The following is an 11685-nucleotide window of genomic DNA, read 5'->3' on the forward strand; positions in this document are numbered from 1 at the left end:
TTATCTCTCAACACTTCCATGTTAACTAAAAAAGAGCCTGTATAAATATGAACACAACTTTTATCTAACTTTATAAATTTTTTGATAAACGGCAATATTATATCAAAATTTATTTTTTGGAATCTGATTACTATATAACTAAGTCCTTGAAAAACAGTTTTATATATTTGTTCACTTTCTTTTTTTTCAAGAAAATACCGGCAAGCCTCTAACGCTTCATCATAATCTAAAGAATTTTGACAAAAGCTTAAAATAAACTCTTTTTTTTCTTCTTCATTACTTAAGGAGTACATTAGTGCTTTATCTGTATATCTTTTTAAAATTTTTCTGGTAAAAAAATCGATTCTATTTTTAAAATATTCTAAATAAATTTCTCTTCTTAAACTTATTATATGATAAGTAATTTGCTCTAAAGTATCCTTAGTTTCATATAATATTCTCTCACTTTTACTATTTAAATTATTAAACAAAATAGGTAATATTAATTTTTCTTTAATATTGCTAAACCTATATGCTAAGATTCCTAAAGCTTGAAGTGCCGCAGCTTGTATTAATTCTTCAGGATTCTTCAAATTTTTGATAATAAAATCCATTGCTTCATCATAATTCTCATAATGCCCTACATTTATTATATAGTAGAAAGATTTTTCCCATTCTGGAAGATTAATCACATCAGGTTGTTTTTTAAACTCTTCTTCGTTAACTATCATAACTAATGTCCTTATTTTATAATTTTACCATTATATTTTAATAACCATTCTTTATGTTTTTCAGGTAATCTAGCTTGAATCAATTTTTCAAAACTTTTTATTGTTTCTAAGTTAGTAGGTACTTCCGTTTCTTTTACTTTTATCATTATTAGTATTTTAAGTTATTTTTCTGGATACCGTGAAGGGATCACGGTATGACACGAATGCGTTGTTCTACACATTATTAGTGTATCAGGTTTTACCTGTCTATCACAAAATAGGGCTATAATTTTATTTGGAAAATGGTGCCAATGTGGGGATTTGAACCCCAGACCTACGCATTACGAATGCGCCGCTCTACCAGCTGAGCTACATCGGCAAGGCTGAGATATGTCATTCCTGCGAAAGCAGGAATCCAAGTAAGCATATAAGAAACTATGTAATTTTTATCCAATTATTAAGGTTGTTTTACTGGATTCCTGCTTTCGTAGGAATGACATAGAACTATGCGACAATGTTTACAATCAGCATTTTTATAAATGTGTTGAAAATCTTAAATGGAAATGCTGCGTATCGTCATATTTCTTCTTCTTAACCGGGAAACCCCAATCCATTCTGATCGGTGCAAAACGTGTTACCCAAATAAAGCCGAAACCAACGGAAGCTCTAAGCGATTTATCGTTATAAAAACCGTTTGGAGTTTGATATTGTTTCTTATTTAGACCTACTCCCCATACGCTTCCTAAATCCATAAAGACTGCACCGGTTAAATTAAATTCCTCAGGTACAGGTGTTGGGAAATTAAGCTCTGTTGAGAATGTGTAATATCGCTCACCGCTAAGTCCTTCATTAGTGACCTTTTCACGAGGTCCTACACCACCGCTCGCAAAGCCTCTTAAACTATAATCACCTAAATTAAAGCGATCGGAAATTCTAATAATTTTTCCTCCAAGCCCTGCAATATCACCGCCGGAAGCAGATAATTTTAAAGTAAGTTTGTTATGTATGAAAGATTTATAATATTTACCGTCAACTTCATGTTTTATATATTTGTTATCACCTCCAACGCCGGCAAATTCTTGGGTGCCGCTTACTAAATAACCGTTCTTTGGAACAATTTTATTATCGGTTTGATCATAAGTAATAGTATGTCCTATAGCAGAAGTAATAAATCTTCCCATCTGCTCATTTAAGAATATTGAGCTTGATGGACTCGTGGCACTTAAAATATCACGTTTAATTAAATAATCTATTTCGTGACCTAAATCCTCTTTAATTTCATAGCCAAGAGAAGTTTTAACCCCTATAGAGTGTAACTTATAGCTTTGATCGGTTGTATTTAATACACTAGCACCGCGTCCGGTATAGTTTCTAAAAGCATTTACGCCAAGCGATAAATCACGATCTAAAAAGTGGGGTTCGGTAATACCGCCGTAATAGCTTGTACTGTTTTTACTTACTTGTACACCGGCATTAAGTAGTTTACCGGTACCGACTAAATTACGCTCTAAGAAAGAGAAACGCCCGAATAAACCGCCAGCAGTATTATATCCTAAATCAAAACCTATAGAGGAAGTAGATTTTTCATCAACTTCAACGTTAACATCATATTTATCTTTAGCTTTAGTCGGAGCTAAGCTAATTGCTACTTTCTCAAAATAATCTAAATTTCTAAGGTTACGCTCACCTTTTTCAATATATGAACGGTTAATTATGTCACCTTCTTCTGTTTTAAATTCTCTTCTTATAACATGGTCTTCGGTTTTAAGGTTATTAATAATATTAATTTTATTAATATAAACCTTATCAGCTTTCTCAATAATAAATTTAATATCTGCAGTATGATTAGCACTTTTCATTATGTCCGGATAAACATTTACTACAGGGTAACCGTTTGCTGTAAAATATTCTTCGATTTTTTCAGCTATATCATCAACCTTTTTCATATTGAAAACCTTGTCTTGCTTAATATTAACAATTTTATTAAGCGGTGTTATATCTATATTAGTTAATTTATTGTCTATTGTAATATTACCGAAGCTATATTTTTCTCCCTCTTCAATGGAATAGGTAAGGGTGAAATATTCTTTAGTATTATTGAGTTCTGCCGATGCCGAAATTACTCTAAAATCTGCAAAACCTACAGATTGATAAAACTCTCTCAGTAATTCTTTATCATATTCGACTCTATCAGGATCGTAAGTATCGTTACTTTCTAAAAAACGAAACCAACGAGATTCTTTAGTTAAAACAATAGATTTAAGTTCTGAATCACTATAATTTTCATTACCGCTAAAATAAATATATTTAATACCGGTTTTTGGTCCTTCTGCTATATCAAAAATAACCTTAACTCTGTTGTTTTCTAAATTTTCGATTTTAGGTATTACTGTAGTAGCAAAACGTCCGCTACGTTTATAAATTTCTAATATTTTCTTTACATCTAATTCAATTTTAGCTTGGCTAAGAGATTCGCCAGACATTGTATAAATTTCTTTAGCGAGCATATTAGTTTTGATTTTAGAATTACCGCTAAATACTACGCTACTTATAAAAGGAGTTTCAGTAACGTTAACTATTAAATTACCCTCATTCGTTATATACATATTTATATTTCTAAAAAGTGAGGTGGCATATAAATTTTTTATTGCTTCATCTTCTTTAGAATTATTATAGGTTTCTCCTACCTTAAGCTTTAAATAGCTCTCAATAGTAGAACGCTCAACCCTATGGTTACCTTCGATAGTTATTTTACGAATTACAGAGTCAGCTAATGAAATATGATAATAAAAAATCGTTAATAATAAAATTGTTAACTTACTAATTGATCTGATTTTCACCTAAAACCTTCTTTAATATTTAATTTAAATTTCTAATGTTTAAATACGATATCATACCGTGGTTTGACCACGGTATCCAAAAAAACAATACTAATAATCTTGATATTTCTAACTGGATCCCGTGGTCAAGCCACCGGATGACAGGTGCATTTAAACGTAATTAATGTACTCCACTATAGTAGATAATATAAACGAGAGCAAGCAAATCTATAATTTAGGAAAATAAATTTTGTATATCGTTAGAAACAGAGATTATAATAAGAAAAATTATTATTGCCGCTCCTAATTGTAATAAAATATTTTTAGTTTTATGATTCGGTAATCTACCGGTAATTGCTTCATAGAGTATAAATATCAAATGTCCGCCGTCAAGTACCGGTATAGGTAGTAAGTTAAGTAATCCTAAATTAACGGAAAGCATTGCTATAAATAATAGATACATTTGGGTTCCACCAGCTATAGATTTTCCTGACTCTTTAGCAATAGCTACTGGTCCTCCTATCTCATCGAATGAACGTTTTCCTACAATCATTTGCGATATTGCTTTTAGAGTTAAAGCAGACATATCTATAGTAGTATTAATAGCTTCCCAAAATCCCCCTAAAATTCCTATTTTAGTATGAATAGGTTCATTTTTAGCTATAATACCGATGCGAAGAGTTTTCTTAATTTTCTTTTCTTCGGGAGGCGATATAATGATTTCTTGAGGCATTATATTAACGGTAAATTCTTCACTTTTTCTTTCTATAGTTAAAGTAGAAGAGCTAAAGCCGTTAATTAATATCTCTCTCTGTACGTCCCCAAAATCTTTAACAGATTTATCGTTAACCTTAACAATTTTATCTCCTTCTCTTAAGTCTGCTCTCTCTGCCGGTGATGAAGCTACTACATCACCTATTATAGGAGGAATCTCTGTTTTTCCAAAGTACCAATAAAAACCTGCAAATATTATTACGGCAAGCAAATAATTAATTAACGGACCTGCCGCAACTATTAAAAAACGTTCTAAACAAGATTTAGCATAAAAAGCTACTTTTTCGTTAACTTCTTTAGTCTTATCCATAAGGCTGCGATCATAGCCGTAAATCTTGACATAACCGCCAAGCGGTATAAGACAAATCTTCCACCTAACTCCTCTTGTATCGGTAATGCCTATTAGTTCTTTACCGAAACCTATCGAGAATTCTTCAACTTTTACATTAAAATATCTAGCAATACAATAATGCCCAAATTCATGGATAAATACCAAGATGCTGATGGTTATAATAAATCCGATTATAGATAGCATAAATTATACTCGTTTTATTTGAAAAATTGGCGGCGTTACTTTTCGCTTATAATCCTCACCTAGTATATCTATGTTGTGATTATAAGCTTCAAAGTGCCTTGCTCTTTTCCAAATAAAACTTCGTCTATGCATTTTCATATTTTTTATAAGTTTACTAATAAATTATTTTAAGGTATAAATTGCAAGGTTATAGATATCATTTCGTTGTTGTGAGTGATATTGTTGTAGGGTTTGAGTTTCTTAATGTCATTCTAGCTCACTTGTAGCGGGATCCAGTCTTTTTTTATTTTTTTTCTGGATACCGTGGTCAAGCCACGGGATGACACTGAACGTAATACTCACTTGCAATGACGAAAATTAAATTTTAAATTTCTTTTCTCTATGAGTTCAAATAAAATTAATAAAAAGTCGATTGCACGTATTACAGCAGTGCAAGCTATTTATCAAAACATATTGCAAAATAACGACGATATGGATGATATCATGCAAAATGTACTTTCTTTTTATCAAAATAATAATTCTACAACAGCTTTACTTGAGAATTTAAAAATATCATTAAGTATAAGTCATTTTAAAATGCTGGTAAAGTCAGTATTTGAAAATATTAATAAACTAGACGAAATTATCGACAATCATTTAACAAATGATAAAGATCCTGCACATATGCCGATCTTACTCCGAGCTTTATTGCGGGTTAGTATATGTGAGCTATTATTTTGCCCTACTACTCCTGCTAAAGTAGTAATCAACGAATATACGGACATAGCAAATGATATGTTAAATGAACACGAGATTGGTTTTGTGAATTCAATATTAGACAAAATAGCTCAAGAAAATAATAAAATTTCATGACAAATAATTTAAGCGGTTATAGAAATAAATTCGTTAGAGTTAAGACTTCTAAAAAACGTACCGTCTCTTCTAGTAATTGGCTTAGACGCCAATTAAACGATCCGTATGTTGCAAAAGCACGTATAGAAGGCTTTAGGTCGAGAGCTGCATATAAACTACTTGAAATCCATGAAAAATTTAAACTTTTTCATCCTAACATGAAAATTGTTGATCTAGGAGCAGCTCCTGGGGGCTGGAGTCAAGTAGCTTCCAAGCTTATTAAAGCTTCGGATAACAGCCTAAATAATAAAATAATCTCTATCGATTTGTTAGAAATCGAACCTATTGCCGGAGTTGAGTTTTTTCAAAAAGACTTTTTTGAAGAAAATACGGAAGAATTAATTATTCAGGCTTTAGACGGTAAAGCTGATATAGTAATGAGTGATATGGCATCAAATACCATAGGTCATAAAGCTACAGACCATATAAGAACCTTACTTTTATGTGAGCAAGCTTTTGAATTTGCTTTAAAAGTATTAAAACCCTCCGGTCATTTTATTGCTAAAATCTTTCGTGGCGGTGCAGAAAACGAATTGTTAAATAAAGTGAAACGTGAATTTAGGACAGTAAAACATTTTAAACCTTCATCCAGCCGCAGCGAATCTACGGAAATCTATTTAGTTGCTCTAAATAAAAAATAATAGACTTCTTGCATAACTTGCTTCTAAGGGTAATTTGTGCGTCGAGCCTAGACTCGCATGGCATTGTTGCGTGGACCGGTAAATGCTCTTTGTGTCATTCTTAGCTAAAGCGGCATTGTTGCATGGCTCAACTTCACTCTTGTCATCCCGCGATCAAGTCGCGGGATCCAGCTTGAAATACTAAATTATTAATATTTTTTATTGTTTTTATGGACCCCGTGGTTTGACCACGGGGTGACATAGTGGGGTTTACCGAGCCATGCAACAAGGCTGCTAAAAGCGGGAATCCAGAAAAAAGTATAAATACAGAAAATTTTTGAAATTAAAAGCTCGCTTTATGCTGGATTCCTGCTTTCGCAGGAATGACATCGGTATCCACGTAACAACGTCTCCTCGCAATGACGATCTTCAGTATCCACGCGGGCAATGCCTACTTGCATCTTCACGTACTAAAGTGTACGCTGCGGCGGCAAGCGCTTCCGTGTCTCCTACAAATTCCTCTTTATTAGCGAGCGTTTGCAAGAAGTCTAATCAATATTAAAGGCGAAAGGTGGTTTCCGCCTTTAATATACTAGAGGACATAGATGATAACCACTTATATCTCCTGTTGTTTTAACTTCCTGAGCGTATTCTTGACTGCAGCTTTGAAAATTATTATACATCCCAACTAAATTAGCTCCGGTTTCAGTTTCAACTATTTGATTATATGAATTATTTTTTAAATTTAGAGTATTTTTAGCATATTCTTGTGTTCCTGCTTCCCAATCATCTACGGTTAAAGTAATATTCTGTTTTAAATCAGAAAAATTAACAAGTCCATGTTTACTGATTCCGGCTATTATTTCCTCAAAGCCTTCGACTATTCCATTAATTCCTAAGTATTTTGTAACTTTTTGTTTGGCAAAATTATATAAATATGATGCCCATTCTTCTGATTGTGATAGTCCTGTTTTTTTACCAGGAAGTACCATTGTTGTTTTTCCCAAATGCTTATTAGTAATATTAATAAGATTATGTTTTGCATTATATATCTTGGAATGGGTAGCTAATTCTTCTATTGGAGTTGTTACTTTCCCGGTAAATAAATTTTTTTCTATGCCTCTTTCAATTATCGGTTTTGAGCCGGGGCTGTCAAAAGTTGTAGATTTATTAAAATGTAAGTTGCGAGAATGTATTTCTACTGAAGTTAAATCTGCAGTTATCGCTCCAAGTGAATGACCACTAGTATTAAAACTATATTCCGTGGCTTTACTTAAGCCGCCTAATTTGTTAATTACTTCATTAACAAAATCCTGAAGCGGAGTTAGTTTAGTAGGTAAATAGTGAAGAGCGATAAGCAAGTCATCTAATAAATCATATATATTGAATTTTGTGCCTGCACTAGCAATATGAACTTCTTTAGTTTCTTTATTTATAAATGCGACGGCTTTATAACCATATTTAGCAGTGCTGACATAATCACATGAAGCAGTCAGTATTTCCCAGCCGCTATCTGTTAATTGTTCATTGACCTTAGATGCTTCTAGATTATAAACATTTAAATCATCTGTTTTATATGCGAGGTCTAAGCCTATATAAGCAAGTTTTTTAGTGCTAATATGTTTAGAATTTTTGTATGTAGACATATCTACCTCTTTTTTAATCTGTAACCATATTTTATGGTAATTTGAAATAAAAGTCAACTAATTAGTTAATGTTTGTTAAGATGTAGAATATGAATTTGTTTTAAAATATTCTGTAAGACACAGTAGATTAAAAATTTATAGAGTGGCTTAAAGTAAAAAACATCAACTATTTATCAATAATTGATGATAATTTAGATTGTAATTAAAGTATAAAAATTTACTTTCCTATTAGAGATACTTCTACCCATTCGTCTTCAATATCTTTTGACTCTAGGTTAGGTGCTTCTATCACTTCCGGAGTTGTATTTGAAATAGTATCAATAGTGTTTTTACAAGTTTCTACTATGTCTGAAATAGTATTAGCCCCACTGCGTGCTAGTCTAGCAATACCAAAAACAACATACTCTAACATATCATTGATATTAAATTATTATTTATATTGCCTATTTGTTCAACTTCCATAGCACAAGATTGTTGCAAATCATTATATGCCCAATGGAACACATCTACTCCAACTATACTAGTATATTCATCATCAGTAATTCTAGTGGTATCTAGTAAATATACGTCCTTGCCGCTAGATGGAATAGCTTTAAGTTTTTGAGTATCTTCGTTATTTTCTAATATTTGTTCTTTCCAATCGGCTATAGGTAAAACAGCATGATCTTTTAAATCAGCAAAATTCTTTAGCTTATGATTATTTAATCCTTCAACCATTTTATTAATACCTAGATATTCTGCAGCTTTGTAAGCGGCAGAGCCAGCCATATTATATAAATATGTTCCCCATCCTCCTGCTTTTGATGATTCTGATTTCTCGATATTATTTACTTTCGGTAGAACTAAGTTTATTTTACCGGCATGATTATTGGTAGTATTAATAATATTAGGTTTTGCATTATATACCTCGGAATGTTTAGCTAACTCTTCTAGCAGAGTTATTACTTTTCCGGTAAATAAATCTTGATTTATAGCGTATTTAATTACTTCTTGTGAACCTGGGCTGTCAAAGGTTACGGATTTATTAAAATTTAAATTACGAGAATGTAATTCTACGCCGGTTAAATCCGCAACTATTGCTCCAAGTGAATGACCGCTAGTCTCAAAAATATATTCTGCAGCTTTCTCAATCCCGCCTATTTTTTCAATTACTTCATCAACAAATTTTTGAGCCGTTTTTAGTTTATTAGGAGCATAATGGAAAGTGATAAGTGCATCATCCCATACGTCATTCATATCTGCTTTTGTGCCGGCACTAGCAATATGAACAACTTTAGTTTCCTTATTTATAAATGCAACAGCTTTATAACCATATTGAGCTGTATTTGCATTATCACAAGAAGCAGCAAGTATTTCAAATTCACTACCTACTAGATGATTACCATCTGTCGTTAATGCTTCTGCAAGGTATCGATTTGTATCATCTGTCTTATATGCAAGATTTACTCCTAAATGGGCAAATTCCTTATGATTTATAGCATTTGTAGGAATTTCTGCTTTATTCACAAATTCAAAATTTTCCATATGTTTTTCAACCTATTTATATCTTAAGTTACCATGAAATACGGTATTTATTAACAAATGTCAAGCATTAATATTAATATTTCTTAATAACCTCTTTAGCTCTCTTTTCAAAAGCTATAATCATTTTTTCGGTTGCTTTGGTAAAATAAGTACCAATTAATTTATCCAGTATTACGGACTTCATTTTAAAATCAATAAAGAATTTTAATTCAGTTCCTGCTGTGCATGGAACAAATTGCCAAGTACTTTTTAAATATTCAAAAGGTCCTGAAATAGCTACCGTATTAATCAAATATATTCCATCATCTGTTATTTCGCTTGTAACTCGTGAGTTATATTTTTCTGAAAAGCCTTTTAACTGAATTACTAACTCAGCAATGATCTCATATTTATCTTCTGAAATAACTCTAGAAGCAGAACACCAAGGCAAGAATTTAGGATAAGATTTTATGTCCCAGACCAAATCAAACAATTCTTGCGGTTTATAGAGTAAAATTTTTGTTTGCTGGAAAAAAGCCATCAGAAGTCAGTTACTTTACCTTTATGCTGCCAATCACCGTATCTTGTCGGTTCTAAGCCTTTAACGCCGCCGATTTCTTTTTCTTTTGGTATAGCGTCATTCACAAAGTTTGATACAGGCGAATTTTTTGAGTTAAGTCTGTACTCACGGACGTAAGTACGCTCCGTAGACTTACTCTTAAATTCATCCTGTCTAAAGCTTTGTGAATTTAGCTGTATATTTTCTTCTTTTGATATATTATTAGACATCTTTACAAACTTCGCTTCTAGAGGTAATTTAGACGTCGATCCGGTACTATCATCCTCACGTACTAGTGTGTACGCTGCGGTGCGAGCTGAAGTGTCTCCTTTAAATTCCTCTCTATAAGCTGGTTTGGAAAGATGTCTATTATCTTTTTTATCATCCATAATATTAAAGCATGAAGTATAACCGTATCTATATTAATAGTCATTTAGCTGAAAATAGCAAGATAGAATTAGCGGGTGATCATGTCCATTATGTTAAAACGGTGCTACGTCTTAAAGTAAATGATAGCTTGCGTATCTTTAACGGTACGGATGGAGAATTTTTAGCACAAATTACCGATATAGGTAAGCATAACCTATCGGTTAGGCTTAAAAAACAGTTAAAAAAGCCGTATACAGAATCTGCGTTAACTCTTGCTGCTGCTATAATAAAGCAAGATAAATTAATGCTTGCAATAAATATGGCTACGCAACTCGGTATAACTAAAATTATTCCGTTAATTACTGGGCGGTGTCAATTTAGATCGGTAAATATTGAACGTTTAACGAAATGTGTTATTGAAGCGACAGAGCAATCAGAACGTCTTAATACCCCGATAATTGAAAAAGCTATTACAATACAAGATTACCTTAAAGAGAATAATAATTTGATGTTATATGCTAATGAACATGAAAAAGAAGAAAATTCTATATCACGAATTTTATCATCACTTAGTAATAGTGATATAACTATTATTGTAGGACCGGAGGGAGGCTTTACTAATGATGAGCTGGAACTTCTTGCTTCATATAAGAATACAAAATCTGTAAGTTTAGGAAGTAATATATTACGTGCTGAAACAGCAGCAATAACTGCTATAGCACAAGTGAAGCTGTTAGGTGGATTAGCCGTATTGTCACCCCGTGGCTTGACCACGGGGTCTAGTTAAAAATACTAAATATTTTAGCATTTCTAGTTATTTTTTAGATACCGCGGCTTGACCGGCGTTGTTGCATGGCTTGATTTTCCTCCTATCATCCCGTGATTTATTCACGGGATCCAGTTAAAAATATCAATAACATTGATATTTTTAATTGTTTTTCTGGATACCATGGTCAAGCTACGGTATGACATCGAGGGCATTTTTTGAGCCATGCAACAACGCCGGTCAAGCCGCGGTATGACACCGACTGCAGAAGGGTGTAGCTTGGCTTCACCTTTTCTATTCTGGGTTTACAGAATAGTTTACCTAAACAAAGGAAAGAATATACACCACAAAAGCCTATAATTATATAAAGTATTGTAACAATAATTGGAAATGAGCCAAATAAAAGTGTGACTAAATTAAAATTAAATAATCCGACTAAGCCCCAATTTATAGCACCTATAGAAGATAATAAATGTATAGTAGTAATAAGCGGATTATTAGAAGGGAGTGTTGA

Annotated in this window: 16 protein-coding genes, 1 tRNA gene and 2 pseudogenes; 4 read left to right on the forward strand and 15 right to left on the reverse strand. The window is 32.5% G+C overall.

Features of this window, described 5'->3' with window-relative positions:
• The 4 genes from SB78_RS10160 to bamA form a co-directional block, all read right to left on the reverse strand.
• On the reverse strand, nucleotides 1-710 hold a 710-nt coding region (locus SB78_RS10160), incomplete at its 3' end, for a hypothetical protein (protein WP_041078980.1).
• 11 nt (nucleotides 711-721) lie between these two features.
• The gene (locus SB78_RS10165; protein ID WP_146625032.1) at nucleotides 722-856 is read right to left on the reverse strand and encodes an SMI1/KNR4 family protein; all 135 of its coding nucleotides are present in this window, start codon (nucleotides 854-856) and stop codon (nucleotides 722-724) included.
• A 136-nt stretch (nucleotides 857-992) separates the two neighbouring features.
• A tRNA-Thr gene (locus SB78_RS04800) sits at nucleotides 993-1068 on the reverse strand.
• Nucleotides 1069-1222: 154 nt separating this feature from the next.
• Entirely contained in the window at nucleotides 1223-3529 is a 2307-nt protein-coding gene (gene bamA / locus SB78_RS04805; protein ID WP_041078982.1) for an outer membrane protein assembly factor BamA, read from the reverse strand.
• A gap of 35 nt (nucleotides 3530-3564) precedes the next feature.
• Here bamA and SB78_RS11520 point away from each other — a divergent pair, with 35 nt between their 5' ends.
• A complete protein-coding gene (locus SB78_RS11520; protein ID WP_277813963.1) occupies nucleotides 3565-3693 on the forward strand; it encodes a hypothetical protein in 129 nt (42 codons plus the stop codon).
• Between the two features lie 50 nt (nucleotides 3694-3743).
• Here SB78_RS11520 and rseP read toward each other — a convergent pair whose 3' ends face one another.
• Nucleotides 3744-4817: an RIP metalloprotease RseP gene (gene rseP / locus SB78_RS04810; RefSeq protein ID WP_041078984.1), complete on the reverse strand. Its 1074-nt coding sequence runs from the start codon at nucleotides 4815-4817 to the stop codon at nucleotides 3744-3746.
• Nucleotides 4818-5198: 381 nt separating this feature from the next.
• Between rseP and nusB the strand changes: the two genes are divergently transcribed.
• On the forward strand, nucleotides 5199-5669 hold the full coding sequence (gene nusB, locus SB78_RS04815) for a transcription antitermination factor NusB (RefSeq protein ID WP_041078985.1): 471 nt from the start codon (nucleotides 5199-5201) through the stop codon (nucleotides 5667-5669).
• Nucleotides 5666-6349 carry an RlmE family RNA methyltransferase gene (locus tag SB78_RS04820; RefSeq protein WP_041078986.1) on the forward strand — a complete coding sequence of 228 codons (684 nt, stop codon included), beginning with the start codon at nucleotides 5666-5668 and terminating at the stop codon, nucleotides 6347-6349. Before nusB ends, SB78_RS04820 begins: the two co-directional genes overlap by 4 nt.
• Nucleotides 6350-6491: 142 nt before the next feature.
• Here SB78_RS04820 and SB78_RS11525 read toward each other — a convergent pair whose 3' ends face one another.
• The 8 genes and pseudogenes from SB78_RS11525 to SB78_RS10175 form a co-directional block, all read right to left on the reverse strand.
• Complete coding sequence (locus SB78_RS11525; RefSeq protein ID WP_277813964.1) at nucleotides 6492-6614, reverse strand: hypothetical protein; 123 nt, start codon at nucleotides 6612-6614, stop codon at nucleotides 6492-6494.
• Nucleotides 6615-6757: 143 nt separating this feature from the next.
• On the reverse strand, nucleotides 6758-6871 hold the full coding sequence (locus SB78_RS08190; protein ID WP_146625033.1) for a palindromic element RPE1 domain-containing protein: 114 nt from the start codon (nucleotides 6869-6871) through the stop codon (nucleotides 6758-6760).
• Nucleotides 6872-6912: 41 nt separating this feature from the next.
• Nucleotides 6913-7974, reverse strand: coding sequence for a hypothetical protein (locus SB78_RS04825; RefSeq protein WP_041078987.1), 1062 nt, complete (start codon nucleotides 7972-7974; stop codon nucleotides 6913-6915).
• Nucleotides 7975-8191: 217 nt separating this feature from the next.
• On the reverse strand, nucleotides 8192-8386 hold the full coding sequence (locus SB78_RS04830; RefSeq protein WP_041078988.1) for an RP165 family protein: 195 nt from the start codon (nucleotides 8384-8386) through the stop codon (nucleotides 8192-8194).
• Nucleotides 8380-9498, reverse strand: coding sequence for a DUF2974 domain-containing protein (locus tag SB78_RS04835; protein WP_041078989.1), 1119 nt, complete (start codon nucleotides 9496-9498; stop codon nucleotides 8380-8382). The genes SB78_RS04830 and SB78_RS04835 overlap by 7 nt, the downstream gene beginning before the upstream one ends.
• 73 nt (nucleotides 9499-9571) lie before the next feature.
• Nucleotides 9572-10018, reverse strand: a complete 447-nt coding sequence (locus SB78_RS04840) for a type II toxin-antitoxin system RatA family toxin (protein ID WP_041078990.1) — start codon at nucleotides 10016-10018, stop codon at nucleotides 9572-9574.
• Nucleotides 10018-10254 carry a DUF1674 domain-containing protein gene (locus tag SB78_RS10170; protein WP_241773754.1) on the reverse strand — a complete coding sequence of 79 codons (237 nt, stop codon included), beginning with the start codon at nucleotides 10252-10254 and terminating at the stop codon, nucleotides 10018-10020. Before SB78_RS10170 ends, SB78_RS04840 begins: the two co-directional genes overlap by 1 nt.
• Nucleotides 10237-10425: pseudogene (locus tag SB78_RS10175) on the reverse strand (palindromic element RPE1 domain-containing protein); the annotation flags it as partial. The pseudogene SB78_RS10175 and the gene SB78_RS10170, both read right to left, overlap by 18 nt.
• Nucleotides 10426-10436: 11 nt before the next feature.
• Between SB78_RS10175 and SB78_RS04850 the strand changes: the two are divergent.
• A complete protein-coding gene (locus SB78_RS04850; RefSeq protein WP_041078993.1) occupies nucleotides 10437-11192 on the forward strand; it encodes a 16S rRNA (uracil(1498)-N(3))-methyltransferase in 756 nt (251 codons plus the stop codon).
• A gap of 101 nt (nucleotides 11193-11293) precedes the next feature.
• Here SB78_RS04850 and SB78_RS09345 read toward each other — a convergent pair whose 3' ends face one another.
• Both SB78_RS09345 and SB78_RS08200 read right to left on the reverse strand, forming a co-directional pair.
• Nucleotides 11294-11398, reverse strand: a complete 105-nt coding sequence (locus SB78_RS09345) for a proline/betaine transporter (RefSeq protein ID WP_146625034.1) — start codon at nucleotides 11396-11398, stop codon at nucleotides 11294-11296.
• A 56-nt stretch (nucleotides 11399-11454) separates the two neighbouring features.
• Nucleotides 11455-11685 (reverse strand): annotated as a pseudogene (locus SB78_RS08200) (DUF378 domain-containing protein); the annotation flags it as partial.

Source organism: Rickettsia asembonensis (assembly GCF_000828125.2).
Lineage (GTDB): Bacteria > Pseudomonadota > Alphaproteobacteria > Rickettsiales > Rickettsiaceae > Rickettsia > Rickettsia asembonensis.

Excerpts from the sequence above, each read along its gene's own strand:
- SB78_RS10165 (WP_146625032.1), bottom strand. The coding sequence starts at position 856 with ATGATAAAAGTAAAAGAAACGGAAGTACCTACTAACTTAGAAACAATA.
- SB78_RS11520 (WP_277813963.1), top strand. The coding sequence starts at position 3,565 with ATGTTTAAATACGATATCATACCGTGGTTTGACCACGGTATCCAAAAA.
- rseP (WP_041078984.1), bottom strand. The coding sequence starts at position 4,817 with ATGCTATCTATAATCGGATTTATTATAACCATCAGCATCTTGGTATTT.
- nusB (WP_041078985.1), top strand. The coding sequence starts at position 5,199 with ATGAGTTCAAATAAAATTAATAAAAAGTCGATTGCACGTATTACAGCA.
- SB78_RS04820 (WP_041078986.1), top strand. The coding sequence starts at position 5,666 with ATGACAAATAATTTAAGCGGTTATAGAAATAAATTCGTTAGAGTTAAG.
- SB78_RS04825 (WP_041078987.1), bottom strand. The coding sequence starts at position 7,974 with ATGTCTACATACAAAAATTCTAAACATATTAGCACTAAAAAACTTGCT.
- SB78_RS04830 (WP_041078988.1), bottom strand. The coding sequence starts at position 8,386 with ATGTTAGAGTATGTTGTTTTTGGTATTGCTAGACTAGCACGCAGTGGG.
- SB78_RS04835 (WP_041078989.1), bottom strand. The coding sequence starts at position 9,498 with ATGGAAAATTTTGAATTTGTGAATAAAGCAGAAATTCCTACAAATGCT.
- SB78_RS04840 (WP_041078990.1), bottom strand. The coding sequence starts at position 10,018 with ATGGCTTTTTTCCAGCAAACAAAAATTTTACTCTATAAACCGCAAGAA.
- SB78_RS04850 (WP_041078993.1), top strand. The coding sequence starts at position 10,437 with ATGAAGTATAACCGTATCTATATTAATAGTCATTTAGCTGAAAATAGC.
- SB78_RS09345 (WP_146625034.1), bottom strand. The coding sequence starts at position 11,398 with ATGGCTCAAAAAATGCCCTCGATGTCATACCGTAGCTTGACCATGGTA.